16 protein-coding genes are annotated in these 17270 nt (G+C 65.6%); 8 read left to right on the forward strand and 8 right to left on the reverse strand.

Annotation, left to right across the window (positions count from 1 at the left end):
- Nucleotides 1-3 precede the first annotated feature (3 nt).
- Genes nrdE through nrdH form a run of 3 tightly spaced genes read right to left on the reverse strand, consistent with a single transcriptional unit; the run spans nt 4 to nt 2766 of the window.
- Complete coding sequence (gene nrdE / locus RND78_RS16870; RefSeq protein ID WP_312730443.1) at nt 4-2145, reverse strand: class 1b ribonucleoside-diphosphate reductase subunit alpha; 2142 nt, start codon at nt 2143-2145, stop codon at nt 4-6.
- Complete coding sequence (gene nrdI, locus RND78_RS16875) at nt 2127-2531, reverse strand: class Ib ribonucleoside-diphosphate reductase assembly flavoprotein NrdI (protein WP_312730445.1); 405 nt, start codon at nt 2529-2531, stop codon at nt 2127-2129. The genes nrdE and nrdI overlap by 19 nt, the downstream gene beginning before the upstream one ends.
- Nucleotides 2532-2541: 10 nt before the next feature.
- Nucleotides 2542-2766, reverse strand: coding sequence for a glutaredoxin-like protein NrdH (gene nrdH, locus RND78_RS16880; protein ID WP_058761494.1), 225 nt, complete (start codon nt 2764-2766; stop codon nt 2542-2544).
- Nucleotides 2767-3229: 463 nt separating this feature from the next.
- Here nrdH and epd point away from each other — a divergent pair, with 463 nt between their 5' ends.
- From epd to fba, 5 genes are all read left to right on the forward strand, one after another.
- Nucleotides 3230-4273 (forward strand): erythrose-4-phosphate dehydrogenase, encoded by a 1044-nt coding sequence (gene epd, locus RND78_RS16885; protein ID WP_312730449.1) that lies wholly within the window; start codon nt 3230-3232, stop codon nt 4271-4273.
- Nucleotides 4274-4300: 27 nt separating this feature from the next.
- Entirely contained in the window at nt 4301-5464 is a 1164-nt protein-coding gene (locus RND78_RS16890; protein ID WP_312730450.1) for a phosphoglycerate kinase, read from the forward strand.
- 5 nt (nt 5465-5469) lie between these two features.
- Complete coding sequence (locus tag RND78_RS16895; RefSeq protein WP_312730452.1) at nt 5470-5661, forward strand: hypothetical protein; 192 nt, start codon at nt 5470-5472, stop codon at nt 5659-5661.
- Nucleotides 5658-5987 (forward strand): MliC family protein, encoded by a 330-nt coding sequence (locus RND78_RS16900; RefSeq protein ID WP_312730454.1) that lies wholly within the window; start codon nt 5658-5660, stop codon nt 5985-5987. The genes RND78_RS16895 and RND78_RS16900 overlap by 4 nt, the downstream gene beginning before the upstream one ends.
- Before the next feature lie 118 nt (nt 5988-6105).
- Nucleotides 6106-7170: a class II fructose-bisphosphate aldolase gene (fba, locus tag RND78_RS16905; RefSeq protein ID WP_058779550.1), complete on the forward strand. Its 1065-nt coding sequence runs from the start codon at nt 6106-6108 to the stop codon at nt 7168-7170.
- Nucleotides 7171-7226: 56 nt separating this feature from the next.
- On the opposite strand, the gene RND78_RS16910 is transcribed toward fba, so the two are convergent.
- The 3 genes from RND78_RS16910 to RND78_RS16920 all read right to left on the reverse strand — a co-directional run bounded on the left by RND78_RS16910 (nt 7227) and on the right by RND78_RS16920 (nt 11067).
- Nucleotides 7227-9470: a hypothetical protein gene (locus RND78_RS16910; RefSeq protein ID WP_312730456.1), complete on the reverse strand. Its 2244-nt coding sequence runs from the start codon at nt 9468-9470 to the stop codon at nt 7227-7229.
- 149 nt (nt 9471-9619) lie between these two features.
- Entirely contained in the window at nt 9620-10573 is a 954-nt protein-coding gene (locus RND78_RS16915; RefSeq protein WP_312730458.1) for a nucleoside hydrolase, read from the reverse strand.
- 239 nt (nt 10574-10812) lie between these two features.
- Nucleotides 10813-11067, reverse strand: coding sequence for a YebG family protein (locus RND78_RS16920; RefSeq protein WP_059230628.1), 255 nt, complete (start codon nt 11065-11067; stop codon nt 10813-10815).
- 315 nt (nt 11068-11382) lie between these two features.
- Here RND78_RS16920 and RND78_RS16925 point away from each other — a divergent pair, with 315 nt between their 5' ends.
- Nucleotides 11383-12876, forward strand: coding sequence for a lipid II flippase MurJ (locus RND78_RS16925; RefSeq protein WP_312730462.1), 1494 nt, complete (start codon nt 11383-11385; stop codon nt 12874-12876).
- 272 nt (nt 12877-13148) lie between these two features.
- Nucleotides 13149-14366, forward strand: coding sequence for an NAD(P)-dependent oxidoreductase (locus tag RND78_RS16930; protein WP_236712102.1), 1218 nt, complete (start codon nt 13149-13151; stop codon nt 14364-14366).
- A 47-nt stretch (nt 14367-14413) separates the two neighbouring features.
- On the opposite strand, the gene RND78_RS16935 is transcribed toward RND78_RS16930, so the two are convergent.
- Complete coding sequence (locus RND78_RS16935) at nt 14414-15106, reverse strand: HAD family hydrolase (RefSeq protein WP_312730464.1); 693 nt, start codon at nt 15104-15106, stop codon at nt 14414-14416.
- Nucleotides 15107-15519: 413 nt separating this feature from the next.
- Here RND78_RS16935 and RND78_RS16940 point away from each other — a divergent pair, with 413 nt between their 5' ends.
- The gene (locus RND78_RS16940; protein WP_007161279.1) at nt 15520-15729 is read left to right on the forward strand and encodes a cold-shock protein; all 210 of its coding nucleotides are present in this window, start codon (nt 15520-15522) and stop codon (nt 15727-15729) included.
- 97 nt (nt 15730-15826) lie between these two features.
- Here RND78_RS16940 and mdtD read toward each other — a convergent pair whose 3' ends face one another.
- Nucleotides 15827-17260 (reverse strand): multidrug transporter subunit MdtD, encoded by a 1434-nt coding sequence (mdtD, locus tag RND78_RS16945; protein WP_312730466.1) that lies wholly within the window; start codon nt 17258-17260, stop codon nt 15827-15829.
- Nucleotides 17261-17270: the final 10 nt, after the last annotated feature.

Below are 17270 nucleotides of genomic sequence, written 5' to 3' on the forward strand. Positions count from 1 at the left end.
TCCTCACAGGCTGCAGGACACGCAGCCCTGCACCTCGGTGCCTTCCAGGGCGGCCTGGCGCAGGCGGATGTAATAGAGCGTCTTGATGCCCTTCTTCCAGGCATAGATCTGCGCCCGGTTGATGTCGCGGGTGGTGGCGGTGTCGCGGAAGAACAGCGTCAGCGACAGCCCCTGGTCGACATGGCGGGTGGCCTCGGCATAGGTGTCGATGATCCTTTCCGGACCGATCTCGTAGGCATCCTGGTAATACTCCTGGTTATCGTCGGCCAGGTAGGGCGCCGGATAGTAGACGCGACCCAGCTTGCCTTCCTTGCGGATCTCCACCTTGGCGACGATGGGGTGGATGCTCGAGGTGGAGTGGTTGATATAGGAGATCGAGCCGGTGGGCGGGATGGCCTGGAGGTTGCGGTTGAACAGCCCGTGCTGCATCACCGAGGCCTTGAGTTCCTGCCAGTTGGCGCGGGTCGGCAGGCGGATGCCGGCGACCTCGAACAACTCGGCCACCCGGGGGGTACGGGGGGTGAAGTCGCCCTCGGTGTACTGGTCGAAATAGGCGCCGCTGGCGTACTTGGAGTCGGCGAAGCCCTGGAAGCTCTGGCCACGCTCGATGGCCAGGCGATTGGAAGCACGCACCGCATGGTAGGTCACGGTGTAGAAGTACAGGTTGGTGAAATCCAGACCTTCCGCCGAGCCGTAGTGGATGTGCTCCCGGGCCAGGTAGCCGTGCAGGTTCATCTGGCCCAGGCCGATGGCGTGGGAGGCGGCGTTGCCGGCGGCCACCGAGGGCACGCAGCGAATGTCGCTCATTTCCGAGACCGCGGTGAGGCCGCGGATGGCGGTCTCCACGGTGTGGCCCAGGTCCGGCGAATCCATGGTGCGGGCGATGTTCAGCGAGCCCAGGTTGCAGGAGATGTCCTGGCCGATGTGCTCATAGCCCAGGTCTTCGTCGAAGCGGCTGGGGGTGTTGACCTGGAGGATCTCCGAGCAGAGGTTGCTCATGTTGATGCGCCCGGCGATGGGATTGGCGCGATTCACCGTGTCTTCGAACATCAGGTAGGGATAGCCGGATTCGAACTGGATCTCCGCCAGGGTCTGGAAGAATTCCCGGGCATTGATCTTGCGCTTGCGGATGCGCGCGTCGGCCACCATCTCGGCGTACTTGTCACTCACGCTGATGTCGGCGAAGGGCACGCCATAGACCCGCTCCACGTCGTAGGGCGAGAACAGGTACATGTCGGCGTTGCGCTTGGCCAGCTCGAAGGTGATGTCCGGGATGACCACGCCGAGGGACAGGGTCTTGATGCGGATCTTCTCGTCGGCGTTCTCGCGCTTGGTGTCGAGGAACCTGAGGATGTCCGGGTGGTGGGCATTGAGGTAGACGGCCCCGGCGCCCTGGCGCGAACCCAGCTGGTTGGCGTAGGAGAAGGCGTCTTCCAAGAGCTTCATGATCGGGATGATGCCGGAGGACTGGTTCTCGATGCGCTTGATCGGCGCCCCGACCTCGCGCACGTTGCTCAGCAGGAAGGCCACGCCACCGCCACGCTTGGACAGCTGCAGCGCCGAATTCACCGCGCGCCCGATGGACTCCATGTTGTCTTCGATGCGCAGCAGGAAGCAGGACACCAACTCGCCGCGCTGGCGCTTGCCGGCGTTGAGGAAGGTGGGGGTGGCCGGCTGGAAGCGGCCGCTGATCATCTCGTCCACCAGGGACTCGGCCAGGCGCTCGTCACCGCGGGCCAGGCTCAGGGCGACCATGCACACCCGGTCCTCGTAGCGTTCCAGGTAGCGCTGGCCGTCGAAGGTCTTGAGGGTGTAGCTGGTGTAGTACTTGAAGGCGCCGAGGAAGCTCTGGAAGCGGAATTTGTAGGCGTAGGCACGCTCGAACAGCGCCTTGACGAAGGCCGGGGCGTATTGCTCCAGCACCGCCGCTTCGTAGTAGCCCTTGTCCACCAGGTAGCCGAGTTTTTCGTCCAGGTTATGGAAGAACACGGTGTTCTGGTTGACGTGCTGCAGGAAGTACTGCCGTGCCGCCTGGCGGTCCTTGTCCAGTTGCAGCTCGCCGTTGGGACCGTAGAGATTGAGCATGGCGTTGAGCGCGTGGTAGTCCGCGTCGCTGCCGGTCGGGGTCAGGCCTGACGTTGCCAAAAGTCGTTCACTCCCGTGCGCACCCGGTCGACGTCCTCCGTCGTGCCGAGCAATTCGAATTGGTAGAGCAGGGGCACCGCGCATTTCTGGGCGACGATGCGGCCGCCCAGGCAGTAACCCTCGCCGAAATTGGTATTGCCCGCGGCGATGACGCCGCGGATCAGCGCCCGGTTGTGCGGATCGTTGAGAAAGTGGATTACCGGCTTGGGCACCGCACCCTTGCTGCCGCCACCGCCATAGGTGGGCAGCACCAGGATGTAAGGCTCGCGGGCTTTCAGCGGTTCGGCGGCCGGGTCCTGGGGGATGCGCCGCGCCGGCAGACCGAGCTTCTCGACGAATCTGCGGGTGTTCTCCGAGGTGCTGGAGAAATACAGCAGCTCACCCATGGCCCTGGCCTCAGGCCACCAACTGGCCGAGCTTGTCCGGGCGGAAGCCGGCCCAGTGGTCGTCACCGGCTACCACCACCGGCACCTGGCGATAGCCCAGGGACTCCACGGTCTGGCGCGCCTGGGCATCCTGCTCGATGTCCACCACCTGGTAGGCGATCCCCTGACGGTCCAGGGCGCGGTAGGTGGCGTTGCATTGCACGCAGGCGGGCTTGCTGTAGATGGTGATGGTCATGGCTGACTCCTGTCGGTAGTGGGGCGAGCTCAAAGGAAAAAGCCTGTCGCCAGCAGGCGTTTGCCGGGGCGTCACGGGTCTTTTCCTTCGAGCGCGGCTTGGGCCTCAAGTTCGGTCCAGATACTACATATGGTGTTTTGTAATTTCTACAACACAACAAGTAGGGTTTTTGATCTGGGTCATGCCTTTGATCTATCGCCCTCGGATGACGGTTTTTGCCAGGCCATGGGCGAAGCGTCAGGTAGCCCCGCAACCCCTGGGACTACCTATAGGGCTTCCCTGCAGACCGCGATCCGTTGTCGCTGCGGCAGGCATGCCAGGCCAGGCGGCGAATTTCTTTCCTGTCTGCCAAGGAGAGCGCCTTTTTGTAGTGCGAAAGTCGACCTGACTACCCTGGCGACTCCCATTCGTCGCCGAACGCCCGCATAATCGGCCTTTCGCTAGCGCTCGAGTCCGGCCACGCATGAGTTCTGCCCGCTATCGCCTCGCTCTCAACGGCTACGGTCGCATCGGTCGTTGCGTCCTGCGTGCCCTGCACGAACGCGGTGCGGCGACGGAGCTGGCCATCGTCGCCCTCAACGACCTGGCTGATCGGCCCAGCCTCGAATACCTGACGCGCTTCGATTCCACCCATGGCCGCTTTCCCGGGCGGGTGGCGCTGGACGGCGAGCGTCTGCGCATCGGCGACCAGGCCCTGGAGATCCGCCGCGAAGCCGAGCCGGAACGGGTGGACTGGCAGGCGCTGGATGTCGATCTGGTGCTGGAATGCTCCGGCGCCTTCAGCACCCGCGCCGAGGCCGGGCGCTTTCTCGCCGCGGGCGCCCCCCGGGTGCTGTTCTCCCAGCCCATGGTCAGCGAGACGGATGTGGACGCCACCGTGGTTTACGGGGTCAACCAGCAGGCCCTGCGCGGCGATGAGACGCTGGTCTCGAATGCGTCCTGCACCACCAACTGCAGCGTGCCGGTGCTGAAACTTTTGCACGAGACCCTGGGTCTGGAGTACGTCTCCATCACCACGATCCACTCGGCCATGAACGACCAGCCCGTGATCGACGCCTACCATGCCGAAGATCTGCGGCGGACGCGCTCGGCGTTCCAGTCGATCATCCCGGTGGCGACCGGCTTGGCCCGAGGCATCGAGCGCCTGCTGCCCGAGCTGAGCGGCCGCATTCAGGCCCGCGCCGTGCGGGTACCCACGGTGAACGTCTCCTGCCTGGACATCACCTGCATCGTCGGCCAGGACACCACGGCCCCCGCGCTCAACGCCCTGTTGCGTGACGCCGCCCAAAGCGGGCCGCTGGTGGGTTTGATCGACTACACCGAATTGCCCCACGCCTCCTGCGATTTCAACCACGATCCCCACTCGGCCATCGTCGATGGCAGCCAGACCCGCGTCTCCGGTCCCCGGCTGGTCAACCTACTGGTCTGGTTCGACAATGAATGGGGCTTCGCCAACCGCATGCTCGACGTCGCCGGCCACTGGCTGCGCATCGCCAAGCCCACCTGAACCAAGCACAACTAAGGGATTGCCTGTATGTCCGTGTTGAAAATGAGCGACCTCGATCTGAAGGGTAAGCGCGTCCTGATCCGCGAAGACCTCAACGTCCCGGTAAAGGAAGGCCAGATCAAGAGCGATGCCCGTCTGGTCGCCGCCTTGCCGACCCTCAAGCTGGCGCTGGAGAAGGGCGCCGCGGTGATCGTCTGCTCGCACCTGGGCCGTCCTACCGAAGGCGAATTCAGCGAAGAGAACAGCCTGGCACCGGTAGCCGCCTACCTGAGCAAGGCCTTGGGCCGCGAGGTCCCGCTGGTGAAGGATTACCTGGACGGCGTCCAGGTCGAGCCGGGCCAGTTGGTGCTGCTGGAGAACGTGCGTTTCAACACGGGCGAGAAAAAGAACGCCGATGAGTTGGCGAAGAAGTACGCCGCCCTGTGCGACATCTTCGTCATGGACGCCTTCGGCACCGCCCACCGCGCCGAGGGCTCGACCCATGGCGTGGCCAAGTTCGCCAAGGTCGCCGCGGCCGGTCCGCTGCTGGCCGCCGAGCTGGATGCCCTGGGCAAGGCGCTGGGCAATCCGGCCCGTCCGATGGCGGCCATCGTCGCCGGCTCCAAGGTCTCCACCAAGCTGGACGTGCTGAACTCCCTGGCGCAGATCTGCGACCAGCTAATCGTCGGCGGCGGCATCGCCAACACCTTCCTCGCCGCGGCCGGCTACAAGGTCGGCAAGTCGCTCTATGAAGCCGACCTGGTGGACACCGCCAAGGCCATCGCCGCCAAGGTCAGCGTGCCGTTGCCGGTGGACGTGGTGGTCGCCAAGGAATTCGCCGAGACCGCCCAGGCCACCACCAAGTCGATCAAGGACGTGGCCGACGATGACATGATCCTCGACATCGGTCCGGTCAGCGCCCAGCAATTCGCCGACCTGCTCAAGTCAGCCAAGACGATCCTCTGGAACGGTCCGGTCGGCGTCTTCGAATTCGACCAGTTCGGTGAGGGTACCCGTACCCTGGCCCAGGCCATCGCCGACAGCGACGCCTTCTCCATCGCCGGTGGTGGTGACACCCTGGCCGCCATCGACAAGTACGGTATCGGTGAGAAGGTCTCCTATATCTCCACCGGCGGCGGTGCCTTCCTCGAATTCGTCGAGGGCAAGGTGCTGCCGGCCGTGGAAGTTCTTCAGCAACGCGCCCAGGAGTGATCGCCATGCGTACGCCGCTGCTCGTCTGCTCCGCTGTCCTGATGCTGGCCGGTTGCGCCGGTGGCAATGCCGACAAGGCCTGCGCGGTCTTCGCGCCACCGCCCGCGGCGGCGGCCACGCCCACGGCGCAGAACAGCGAGCGCGTCGATACGCTCAACGGCAACGCCAGTCGTCCCACCAGCGGTTGCGCCCAATGAAAGGGCGCTTCCTCATCCTCGGCCTGTTGAGCGCTACGCTGCTGGCCGGTTGTGCCGGGCGCGGTGGCCAGCAGACCGGCGGCTGGACCCACTGGGTTTGCGATTCCAAGGCGGCCTTCGATTGGCGCTACGTGGATCGCAGCCAGTCCATCGTCGACCTCAGGCTGGAAGGCGATGGCCTGATCCGCCACCTCAATCGTGAACCGGCCACCGACGGCCAGTCCTACACCGACGGGCTGGTGGCTTTCCATATCCGCGGCGACCAGGGACTCGTCTACTGGATCGCCGGCAATGACCTCATCGGTCGTGGCTGCCGGACGCCTTGAACGGGCGAATGTCTGCTGAACCGATTAATCCACGGCGGCCAGGGGTCGGCCGCTTGAACCCTGCCGGCCGCTCATGCAGGCTGGCGCCACCACCGCCTTTGTAGGGAGATAATCACCAATGGCACTCGTCAGCATGCGTCAGCTGCTGGATCACGCCGCCGAATTCGGCTACGGCGTCCCGGCCTTCAACGTCAATAACCTGGAGCAGATGCGCGCCATCATGGAAGCCGCCGACAAGACCGATTCCCCGGTCATCGTCCAGGCCTCCGCCGGTGCCCGCAAGTACGCCGGTGCTCCCTTCCTGCGGCACCTGATCCTGGCCGCCGTGGAAGAATTCCCGCACATCCCGGTGGTCATGCACCAGGACCACGGCACCAGCCCCGACGTCTGCCAGCGTTCCATCCAGCTGGGCTTTTCCTCGGTGATGATGGACGGCTCGCTCAAGTCCGATGGCAAGACGCCTTCCGACTACGACTACAACGTGCGCGTCACCCAGCAGACCGTGGCCTTCGCCCATGCCTGCGGCGTGTCCGTGGAAGGCGAACTGGGTTGCCTGGGCAGCCTGGAAACCGGCATGGCCGGTGAAGAGGACGGCGTCGGCGCCGAAGGCACCCTGGATCACAGCCAGTTGCTGACCGATCCGGAAGAAGCCGCCCAATTCGTCAAGGCCACCAAGGTCGACGCCCTGGCGATCGCCATCGGCACCAGCCACGGCGCCTACAAGTTCACCAAGCCGCCGACCGGGGACACCCTGTCGATCCAGCGCATCAAGGAAATCCATGCGCGCATCCCGGACACCCACCTGGTCATGCACGGCTCCAGCTCGGTGCCCCAGGAGTGGCTGAAGATCATCAACGAGTACGGTGGTGACATCAAGGAAACCTACGGCGTGCCGGTCGAAGAGATCGTCGAAGGCATCAAGTACGGTGTCCGCAAGGTCAACATCGACACCGACCTGCGTCTGGCCTCCACCGGTGCCATCCGCGAGTTCATGGCCAAGAATCGCAGCGAGTTCGACCCGCGCAAGTACCTGGCCAAGACCGTGACCGCCATGCGTGACGTCTGCATCGCCCGTTACGAAGCCTTCGGCACCGCCGGCCAGGCCTCCAAGATCAAGCCGATCTCTCTGGACGCCATGTTCGAGCGCTATGCCCGCGGCGAGCTGGACCCCAAGGTCAACTGATCCTGAGTCGCAAAAAAGCCCCGTTCGGGGCTTTTTTTTTGGGCCAGGGAAAGGCCTCAGGCCGACCGGCGCAGCGAGGGCTCGGCGGTGCCGGCGTCGGCCTCGGCCTGCAGACACCAGCGCGCCAGGTGCAGCCAGGCACGCTGGTGCAGCTCGCTCAGCGCCGGCAACAGGCCCGAGGTATGGCGATACACCGCGGAGAGCGAATCCTCGGCCAGATCCAGTCGTGGGCAGTGTCGCTGCAGGTGTTCGCCCAGGCTGACCTCGGCGATGGACGCCGGCAGGCGCAGCGGCGATTGCAGCCAGAACGTCACCCGGCGCTGGTGATCCTGCTTGGCGAAATCGCACAATTCGTTGATGCGTGGCGAGCCCTGCAACTGCCGTTGCAGGGTACGGTATTCCTTCACCAGCAGGCGTGCCTCGCGCAGGCGCTCCACTTCTGGATAGTGCTCGGCGAGGGTGACGAGCAACCGGTAGCACTCGCGTGCCTGTACCTGTGCCTGGCCGGGCAGATGCCGGGCGAGGGCCAGCTCGATGCGCTGGCGATACAGCGGCGCCAGCTGCTGCAACTGCTGCCGGGAAGGGGTCTGCCAGGTATCGATGGCGCGGTAGTCCTGCAGATGCTGTTGGTTGAATTCGCCCTCGCCGCGTACCGCCTGGGCCAGGCCGTGGATGTGCAGCTCCTCGTAGAAGGCCAGCAGGCAGCGGCGTTGAGCTTCCTTTTCCGCCTCCTGCCAGGCACGAGACATCTGCTCGGCCAGGCGCTGCAGACGCTCGCGAACGGCATTCGCGGCGAGGGCACGGGTCGGGCGATCCAGCGGCAGGTGCAGCGGCAACCAAGGCGAATCGGGCCAGGCGTGACCGCTCCACAGTTCGAGCTCCTCGCCGGCATCCCGCTCCAGCTCCGGTACCAGGTCGGCTACCGTGGCGCTCCGCTGGCCAGCCGCGGCGTAGCCCGCCTGGCGATACACCGCCTGGGTGAGGGCCAGCCCGTGGGACTCGTAGTGGTCCAGCAGCATCTGGGCCGGGCGTCGGTCATCCAGCAGCGGCGACTGCGCGAGGGCGTTCACCCAGCTGACCCGCTGCTGATCCGCCGGATGGCGCTGCCAGTAGCGACTGGCCTTGGGCGGGGTGAGCGAGTAACGCTCGGACTGCCTGGCCAACAGGGCTTCCACCAGTGCCAGCAGGTTCTCGGCGAGGCCCTGCTCTTGCCGCGCGGCGAGACTGCGGCGACGAGCCTCACGCCAGGCCTGGCTGGCACCGCGGCGGCGCAGTGCGGTCTGGCGAAAGTCGTCGCTGCCGCCGAGCCGGGCTTCGTAGTGATCGGCCCGGGCTTCCCGGCGTTGGCTCGCGGCCTGGGTGAGGCGCCGCGCCGCAACGAACAGCAGTCGCGCCCAGCCTCGCGCCAACCGCGGGTAGCGGCGCGCCGAACGGGCAGGGCGTGTCTCCTGCCCCAGGCGCTCCAGCCAGGCGAGACTGGTATTGAGCAGGCCACCGCCGAGGGCATCCAGCCAATGGACCTGGTGTCCGAGTGCATGGGCGAGGCTGGCCAGGTACTGGCGGATGGTCAAGGCGGGCAACAGCGGCAGGCCCAGGTACAGGGTGCGACCAGCCCCGCCGAGGCGGATATCCGCCTCGGCGCTGAGCAGGATGCGTCGAGGCGGGCGCACGCCCATGGCTTGGCAGAGGGATTCGACCATCCGCCACAGGCCCGGCTCCTGCGCTGCCGTCAGCGGCAAGGTGGCCGCTGCTTCTTCGCGCCGGCGCAGGAGCGGCAACAGGAAATCGGCAGTCAGCCAGGCACCCAGCAGGGCGGTCGGCAAGGCGAGGGTGCAGGCGATCAGGACATCCTGGTGCAGCAGGCCGACGAAGGCGTGCAGCGCAGCCAGGGCCAGCAGGAGGCCGAGCAGGCCGGGCAGCAGATAGAGGAGAGACAGCAGCACTGCGGTGCCGACGGCTGCCAGCAGTTGCAGCCGGTGTCCGAACGGGAAGGCCGGGCGTGGCAGTCCAGACGTCCGCAAGGCGGCCAGCCGCGCCTGCAGATCGAGATCCTGGGCGAGCGGCGGTGCTCCCTCGCGCTCTTCCAGGTGCACCTCGAGTCCGGCGTCGGTCAGGCGCTCGAGCCAGTCGTGGGCCTCCGCGGCGGACAGATCACGCTTGAGGATGCCCGTCGCCGGTGGAAGCAGTCGCTCGGCCTGTTCCGGGGTAAGCTTCAGGTGATAGAGCAGCCTGATCCTCAGGGTGTCGGCCGGGACATCGGGACGGCAACCGCCGCTGAGGTGGAGATCGTAGCGAGCCATGGGCAATCCTTTGCATGGTCGTCCGCCGGGGACGAGGTAGAAAACACCAGGGGTTTCTACCTGACTCCTGCAACGATTTTGCGTGCACAGCTCGCACTTATTCGGCTGGCGGAGGCTCTGGCGCGGTCCTTTTGCCGATTCGTGACCGATTAGGCGTTCGTGTCGGTCAAGACTTCCTCCATCCAGGCAACCATCCCCGGTCCGTCCATGTCCAGGCAGACCGTCACCAGCGGATTGCCGGACCAGCGCCCATCCTGATAGGCACGACCTTCCGGGGCGAAGAAGGTCTGGCCTTCCGCGAGTCCTTCGGTACCGACGCTCAGATGGCCACGGGCGGTGCGGAACAATTCTGGCCGGCGCAGGAAGGCGAGGGCGCAGCTGTCATGGGGATGGCAGCCGTCGATGTCCTTCACGCTGCGATAGAAATCGGCATAGAAGTCGTAGCTCTTGGCGAGTACCTCGCCCAGGGCCCCCTGGTGCGCGGCGATCCGCTGCAGGCGTGGCGGGTCGAGCACGGCGCGGTGGGTGGCATCCAGGCCAACCAGCGTCAGCGGCCAGGGCGCGGCGAAGACCCGGGCGGCAGCATGGGGGTCGGAGAAGATGTTGGCTTCCGCCACGGGCGTGACGTTGCCCGGCTCGACGATGGCGCCGCCCATCACCACTACCTGGCGGATGCGCTGGGCGACTTCCGGGTCCAGCGCCAGGGCGAGCGCCAGATTGCCGAGGGGGCCGACCGCCACCAGGGTGATCTCGCCCGGGCGCAGACGGCTCTGCTCGACGATGAAGCGCGCGGCATCCAGGGCTTGGGGCGTCCGGCTCGGCGCCGGCAACGCCTGATTGCCCAGGCCATCCTGGCCGTGCACGTGCAGGGCGTGGTTGCCCGCCGGCTTGACCAGGGGTTCGGCGACCCCGGCGGCGACCGGGACGTCGCGTCCGGCCAGCTCGGCGAGGAGCAGGGCGTTACGGGTCGCGGTGGACACCGGTACGTTGCCGAAGGTAGTGGTCAGGCCGATCACCTCGAAGGCGGGATCGGCGAACAGCAAGGCGATGGCCTGGGCGTCATCCACGCCAGGATCGGTGTCGAAGATGATGGGAAGGGACAAGGGATTTTCTCCGGCTCGAATCTTGTCCCAGGCTACCCGAGCCAAGGTGACGCCGGCCAGACCCGGACGGAAGGCACCAGGCGACCCAGGTCGAATCGAGCGAAGGTGAAGTGGCCTATTCAGGCTGCACGGCCGGCGCGGGCCAGCGGCCATGTATCACCTCACCCGAGCCGAGTCTTGCCGACGGCGAACGCGGGTGACGCGGCATACCTTCGCGCAGGGGCCTGGTGCGGCGAGCGTCACTCGGGCAGATCGAGCTCGCCCAGCGCATCCGGCTGATTGCGAAAGGCCCGGGCGAAGACTTCCCGGTTGCGGGCCATGAACAGACCCAGGTCTTCACATTGTTTCTCGGCAAGACCAGGTACGGCCTTGTCCAGCACGCTGGCGAGGGACTCGGCCAGCTCCAGCATCTTGTCGTGACGATCGGCTTCGGCTTTATCCATGAACAGGCGCTCCGGATCTCGGCTACTGCGATACAACACTTCGACGGCCATGCGTCACCTCGTATCCTGTATCTGTTTATATATACAGTATTCGGCTTTGTTCGGGATTGCAACCACGACCGTTCGGCGGGCACCGCCCGGGCACTCATGGCAATTTGCCAATCGTTCGACATTTCCACGCGGCAGCGAAATAGTCAGGGGAAACTTAAGGGCGCAAGCTGGTCTCTGAGTCTGGACTGAACGGGCATCCACGCCCGCCTTTTCCGGATCATCTCCGGCTCACGGAACGAGACCGCCCATGCCCAGCCGCCTTCGCCCTTCGCCCTCTGCCCTGTTCGGCCGGCACCTGCCCAACGAGGTGCAGGCGTGAGTTCGACCGTCATCATCCTGGCCATCACCGTCGCCAGCTTCCTGCTGGGTTTCCTGCGTGACCTGCTGATCGCCCGCCAATTCGGCGTGAGCTGGGAGGCCGACCTCATCTTCGTCGCGCTGATCCTGCCGGTATTCTTCGAAAGCTTCTTCGGCCTCGCCCTGCGCGACGCCATGATTCCCTATCTACAGCGCATCCGTGACCGCTGCAACGCCCAGTACGAGCAGGTGGGGCGCTGGCTGTACTGGCGCATCGGCCTGTTCGGCCTCTTGCTGTCGGTGATCGGGGTGCTGGCCAGTCCCTGGCTGATGCACGCCCTGGCGCCTGGCTGGAGCGATGAGCAGGTCGAGGCGGGCAAGCTGGTGTTCGCCGTCGGCACCCTGCTGATCTGCGTACAGGCCATCCTCTATTGCCAGGGCGCACTGCTCAACCTGGATCGTATCTTCATCCTGCCGATGACCCGGACGCTGATGCTGAACCTCGGCGCCATCCTGGCCATCGTCATCCTGCAGCCGAGCGGCATCAGCCTGTTCATCGGCATGCTGCTGCCCCAGGTGCTGCTGATTGTCATCCAGCACCGGCGCCTGGGCTACCTCGGCCAGCGCTCGGTGGCGATGGAAAAGCCCGAGGGCAGTCCCTTCGCGCTGACCTTCGCCCCGGTACTGCTCGCCGCCGGTGCCCAGCAAGGCTGCATGCTGGCGGAGCGCTTCTTCGCCTCGCTGCTGGCGGAGGGCAACATCACCATGCTGTCCTTCTCCTATCGCATCGTCACCATCCCGCTCACGCTCTATGCGCTGTCGATCCTGGCGATGATCTTCCCCGAGCTGACCCGCAGCTGGAATGAGGGCAACACCGACAAGTACGGCGCGCTGATGCGCAAGGCGCTGCTGGGCACCCTGCTGTTCCTGGTGCCGGCAGCGGTGGTGCTGTTCGGCTACGCCGAGCCGGTGGTCAAGGTGTTGCTGGAGCGCGGTGCCTTCGGTGCCGAGCAGAGCGCGGCGACCGCCACCCTGGTGGTGGCCTACGCCCTGGGCCTGCCCTGGATGGGGCTGGCGCTGCTCTGGGGGCGGGCGCTGCTCTCGCAGCAGCGGGCACGAACCTTCCTCTACGCCACCTTGGCCAGTTCGCTGATCACAGTGGCCCTGGATGCCTGCCTCTACAAACCCTTCGGTGCCCAGGGCCTGGCCTATTCCTTCACTACCGGGGCCTTCCTGCAGGCGCTGTTCATGGCGCTGGCGCTGTATCGCCACTCCCTGGGCGGTCTGCATCTGACCCTGCTGTTGCGCTGGTTCGGCGCCGGCAGCGCAGTGGCCCTCTTGAGTATCTGGTTGCCCAAGCCGGTCGGCCTGCTGGAGCTGATCGTCGGTATCGGCGTGGCCATGCTGGTGTTCGTGCTGTTGCTGCTGGCCCTGGGTGAGCGCGATCTGTTCCGTCGTGCCTACTGGGCCCGGGGCGTCAGTGGACCGGAGGGTGCCGAGCCTTCCAGATAGACGAGTTAAAAGTGGCGATCTGCAGCCATTGGTCGCTAAATGTCACGAAGTCTTGAATTTTTGAGGTGGCTTCGAGTCGCACGGAAAGAGTGATCCCAGTCAATAGAATTTCTGCTGGAAGCGTTGTTGTTCCATGTGCAAGAGATCGGACACGCAGTTGGGGTCGGCACTTCGCAAGGTGGCCTTGGTCGCCACCATCATTCTCTTAGAAAGGAATCGATCCTATGTCCTCCCCTACACCCGTCACCCGCATCGGTATCGTCGGTACCGGCATGATTTCTCGCTGCCTCGCGCGCCTGATCAGCCGTCACTACGACGACATGACCGTCACCCGCGTCCTGACCCGCCGTCCCATTGCCACGGTCACCGACTATCCGTTGCCCGAGGCGCTGACCCTGTCGGTGAACGAACTCATCGACCAGTGCGACCTGTTGGTGGAGTGCAGTGGCGACCCCTACCACGGCACCGAGATCATCGAGCGCGCCTTCGAGGCTGGCATCAAGGTGGTCACCATCAATGCCGAGCTGCAGGTGACGACGGGCTCCTACCTGGCGGGCAAGGGCTTCCTCACCGAGGCCGAAGGCGACCAACCCGGTTCGCTGGCCGCACTGCACGAGGAAGCGGTGCAGATGGGCTTCAAGCCGCTGGTGTACGGCAACATGAAGGGCTACCTGAACCATAATCCGACCCCGGAAGACATGGCCTACTGGTCCGCGCGCCAGGGTACCAGTGTCGACCAGACCACCTCCTTCACCGATGGTACCAAGGTGCAGATAGAGCAAGTCGTGGTGGGCAACCACTATGGCGCGACCATCACCCGCCAGGGCCTGGAAGGACTGAATTCGACCAACCTGCAGGACAGCGCGAACATCCTCGCGCAGATGGCCGAGCAACTGGGCAAGCCCATCGTCGACTACGTGATCCCGAGCGGCTACTCCGCGGGCGGCGTTTTCGTGGTCGGTCGCCATGACGAGGATCAGGCCGGCGCCATCGAGTACTTCAAGCTGGGCAAGGGCCCGTACTACGTGCTGGTGCGCCCCTTCCACCTGTGCTCCCTGGAAGTCGGCAAGACCCTGCGCCGCGTCATCGCCGGCGGCAAGGTCCTGCTCAACAACTCGCCCACGCCGACCCTGAGCGTGGCGGCGATCATGAAGAAGCCCATGGCCGTGGGCGAGGTCATCGAGCGTGGTATCGGTGGCTACAGCGTGCGCGGCGAAGCGGTGAAGATCGCGGAGTGTCCCGACCACCTGCCGATCGGCCTGCTCAAGCACAGCGTGCTCAAGCGGGCGATGGAGCCTGGGCAGATCGTCACCTTCGACGACGTCGAGCTGACGCCCAGCCGCGCCCTGGATATCGTGCTGCAACAGCATCGCGAGGCGATCCACCGGCAGGTGCTGGAAACCCAGCTCGGCGAGCCGGCCTGGAGCGCCGTGGCTGGTCTGGCCTCGGCCGCCGCTCTGCCCAAGGTGGCTGGCTCGGTGCTGTCCTGAGTCACGCGATGCAGTGAAACGAAGAAGGGGCCGCTCGGCCCCTTCTTTCATTGGGCGCTGTTGGCCGCCTCCCGCAGGCGCTCCACCGTGGCGGGTAGCTCGTCCATGTGGGCGATCAGCGCGGTCACTCCCAGCTTGGTCAAGGTCTCGCCGTGGGTCGGCGGGATATGGCTGGCACCGGTGAAGCCGATGACCCGCATCCCGGCGGCCAGGGCCGCGCGTACGCCGGTGGCGCTGTCTTCGATCACCAGGCAGCGCTCCGGGGTGACGCCCATCGTCCTGGCGGCGAGCAGGTAGACGTCGGGCGCCGGCTTGGGGCGCTCGACCATGTCGGCACTGAAGATATGCCCCGCCACCCGTTCGACCAGGCCGGCCCGGCGCACCGAGGCCTCGACGCCGTGCCTGAGGCTGTTGGAGGCCACCGCCAACGGCAGATCGATGCTTTCCAGGGCACGCTTCACCCCGGGGATGGGTTCGACACTGGTAACGATGAGGGTTTCGGCCTGGGCGCGCAGCTCGCTGAACAACTGCGGTGGCAGGGTGATGCCGAAGCGTTGCTCGACCAGGGCGAAGATGTCGCGGGTGGTCAGGCCGAAGGTGCCGTGCAGCAGGGCTTGCAGTTCGGCACGGGGTGCATGGGCGGCGAGGCCGTCGAGAACGACGCGCTCGGCGAGGATTTCGCTGTCGACCAGTACGCCATCGCAGTCGCTGATCAGCAGTTCCACAGGGGTGACAGTCATCGGTATTCCTTGCAGGGGGATTTCAGGATCTGGGCAGCGAGTCCCGCGTCGCTCGCCAGGGTGCTCGGGGCTGTTGGAAAGGGGCGGTTTCGCCGGTCACGGCAGGCGTGTCCAACCGGTCGAAAACGGGCCCGGCAGTGCCTTTCAGCGGGGTCGGCGGGGCTCGCCATGCAAAACGAATTCGACCTCTGGAGGGTAATCGCTTTTCCGAAAAATATGGCGTAGAGTTCGAGAACTGTGTTTGCTTGGGTCGCCGTCGATCGTGACCTGAGGCGGTAGGATCCATGTCCACCCCTTGCTGCTCGATTCTTGTTACTCCTTGCAACTCAGTCCCGGGCGCATGGTCTATGCAACGCATTGCCGCGCCAGCACCTGTCATAACAAACCCGTTATTCCAAGGAGCAACACCCGTCATGTCGAATCGTCAGAACGGCACCGTCAAATGGTTCAACGAAACCAAAGGCTACGGCTTCATTACTCCCGAGAGCGGTCCGGACGTGTTCGTGCACTTCCGCGCAATCGAAGGCAAAGGTTTCAAGACCCTGGCTGAAGGCCAGAAGGTCAGCTTCGAAGTCGTGCAAGGCCAGAAGGGCATGCAGGCAGAGCACGTACAGGTCATCTGACACCTGGCGTCGCCCGAAGCTCATGAAAAACCCCGGCCAGGCCGGGGTTTTTCATTTCCGGCGCCCGAAAGAGTCCTCCCAGGCGCCCTGCCGCCCGTCACTCCACGTTCTGGGCGCTCTTCTCGGGCTCCGTGGCCAGGGGCTTGACCCGGCGACCGGTTTCCCGCGAGGCCTGCAGGAAGATCCCGGCGGCCAGCATCGATAGGACACCGACGCTGATGAAGGTGGCGCGGAAGGCGGAGAGTACCTCGGCGTCGCCGTAGTCGTCCTGGAAACCGCCCAGCAGCGCCGCGGCGCAGGCCACCCCGAAGCTCATGGCCAGTTGCATCACCACCGACAGCAGGCTGTTGCCGCTGGCCGCCTGCTGGTCGTGCAGGTCGATGAGGGTAATGGTGTTCATGGCGGTGAACTGCAGCGAATTCACCGCGCCGAGGATGCCCAGGTGGATGAGCAGCCAGACGAAGGGCGTGGAAGGGCCGAGCAGGGCGAGGCTGGCGATCAGGCAGCCCAGCAGCAGGGTGTTGCCGACCAGCAGACGGCGATAGCCGAGGCGACCGATCAGCGGTCCCGCGATGGGCTTGGCCAGCATCGCCGACAGCGCCAGGGGCATCATCAGCAGGCCGGCCTGGGCTGGCGGATAGCCCAGGCCCACCTGGAACAGCAGCGGGATGAGAAAGGGCAGGGCGCCGCTGCCGAGGCGGGCGAAGAGGTTGCCGAAGATGCCCACCGCGAAGCTACGGATGCGGAACAGGTCGGGTGAAAACAGCGGCTGGTCGTGGTGCAGGGCGCGCAGCCAGTAGGCGACCATGCAGGCCATGCCGCCCATCAGCAGCAGCACCACCCGTACGTGGGGCAGGTGCAGTTCGCCGAGGCCTTCCAGGGCGACGCTGATCAGGACCATGGCGCTGCCGAACAGCAGGAAGCCCAGGCCGTCGAAGCGCTGCGGCAGTGGGCTGTGCAGATCGGGCAGCAGCCGACGGGTCGCCAGGCAGCCGAGGACCCCCACCGGCAGGTTGATCAGGAAGATCCAGTGCCAGGACACGGCCTCCACCAGCCAGCCGCCCAGCGCCGGGCCGGCCAGCGGGCCGATGAGACCGGGAATGGTGATGAAGCTGAGGATGCGCACCAGCTCGCTGCGCGGATAGACCCGCAGGATCACCAGGCGCCCTACCGGCAGCATCAGCGATCCGCCCAGGCCCTGGATGACACGCGCGGCGATCAGCAGGTTGAGGCTGGGCGCCAGGGCGCAGAGCAGCGAGCCGAAGGTGAAGAGGGCGATGGCGGTGAAGAAGGTTCGGCGACTGCCGAAGCGGTCGGAGATCCAGCCCGAGGCCGGGATCAGCAGCGCAACGGTGAGCAGGTAGGCGATCACCACCCCTTGCATGCGCAGGGGGTTCTCGCCAAGGTCGGCGGCCATGCGCGGCAGGGCGGTGTTGACGATGGTCGCGTCTAGCGACTGCATGAAGAAGGCGACGGCGATCAGCCAGGGGAGCCAGCGGGCCGTGGTGGAATCCAGGGTCGGGGTGGGCATGGTGGGTCCT

The organism is Pseudomonas oryzihabitans (assembly GCF_032027545.1).
GTDB lineage: Bacteria > Pseudomonadota > Gammaproteobacteria > Pseudomonadales > Pseudomonadaceae > Chryseomonas > Chryseomonas oryzihabitans_F.

Bases quoted from the DNA above. Each gene is read 5' to 3' on its own strand.
- nrdI (WP_312730445.1), bottom strand. From the start codon at position 2,531: ATGGGTGAGCTGCTGTATTTCTCCAGCACCTCGGAGAACACCCGCAGA.
- nrdH (WP_058761494.1), bottom strand. From the start codon at position 2,766: ATGACCATCACCATCTACAGCAAGCCCGCCTGCGTGCAATGCAACGCC.
- epd (WP_312730449.1), top strand. From the start codon at position 3,230: ATGAGTTCTGCCCGCTATCGCCTCGCTCTCAACGGCTACGGTCGCATC.
- RND78_RS16890 (WP_312730450.1), top strand. From the start codon at position 4,301: ATGTCCGTGTTGAAAATGAGCGACCTCGATCTGAAGGGTAAGCGCGTC.
- RND78_RS16895 (WP_312730452.1), top strand. From the start codon at position 5,470: ATGCGTACGCCGCTGCTCGTCTGCTCCGCTGTCCTGATGCTGGCCGGT.
- RND78_RS16900 (WP_312730454.1), top strand. From the start codon at position 5,658: ATGAAAGGGCGCTTCCTCATCCTCGGCCTGTTGAGCGCTACGCTGCTG.
- fba (WP_058779550.1), top strand. From the start codon at position 6,106: ATGGCACTCGTCAGCATGCGTCAGCTGCTGGATCACGCCGCCGAATTC.
- RND78_RS16910 (WP_312730456.1), bottom strand. From the start codon at position 9,470: ATGGCTCGCTACGATCTCCACCTCAGCGGCGGTTGCCGTCCCGATGTC.
- RND78_RS16920 (WP_059230628.1), bottom strand. From the start codon at position 11,067: ATGGCCGTCGAAGTGTTGTATCGCAGTAGCCGAGATCCGGAGCGCCTG.
- RND78_RS16930 (WP_236712102.1), top strand. From the start codon at position 13,149: ATGATTTCTCGCTGCCTCGCGCGCCTGATCAGCCGTCACTACGACGAC.
- RND78_RS16935 (WP_312730464.1), bottom strand. From the start codon at position 15,106: ATGACTGTCACCCCTGTGGAACTGCTGATCAGCGACTGCGATGGCGTA.
- RND78_RS16940 (WP_007161279.1), top strand. From the start codon at position 15,520: ATGTCGAATCGTCAGAACGGCACCGTCAAATGGTTCAACGAAACCAAA.
- mdtD (WP_312730466.1), bottom strand. From the start codon at position 17,260: ATGCCCACCCCGACCCTGGATTCCACCACGGCCCGCTGGCTCCCCTGG.